At 49.8% G+C, this 277-nt stretch carries 1 protein-coding gene; it reads left to right on the top strand.

Annotation, left to right across the window (positions count from 1 at the left end; genetic code table 11):
• The coding region (locus tag SB773_RS31375) for a thiolase family protein (protein ID WP_410594202.1) at positions 1-277 on the top strand (277 nt) is incomplete at both ends.

The raw sequence follows: 277 nt of genomic DNA, 5'->3' as shown, positions 1-277 counted from the left end.
AAGTATTGAGGAAGCTGATTGAAAAGGCAGGCATTGATTCGTCGATTGTCGATGATGTCATTTTAGGTTGTGTTTCACAGGCTGGCGAACAGGCGGGTGATATAGCACGCGTTGCTGCACTGATTGCCGGTTTTCCGATTGAAGTTCCGGGAACGACGATTGATCGTCAATGCGGATCAAGTCAGCAGGCTGTCCATTTCGCTTCCCAAGCCATTTTGTCGGGAGATATGGATGTGGTAGTGGCGGGAGGAGTGGAAAACATGTCCCGAGTCCCTAT

This window comes from Bacillus sp. SIMBA_074 (genome assembly GCF_046534555.1).
Lineage (GTDB): Bacteria > Bacillota > Bacilli > Bacillales > Bacillaceae_G > Bacillus_A > Bacillus_A mycoides.
This window is presented reverse-complemented; position numbering and strand designations above follow the sequence as displayed.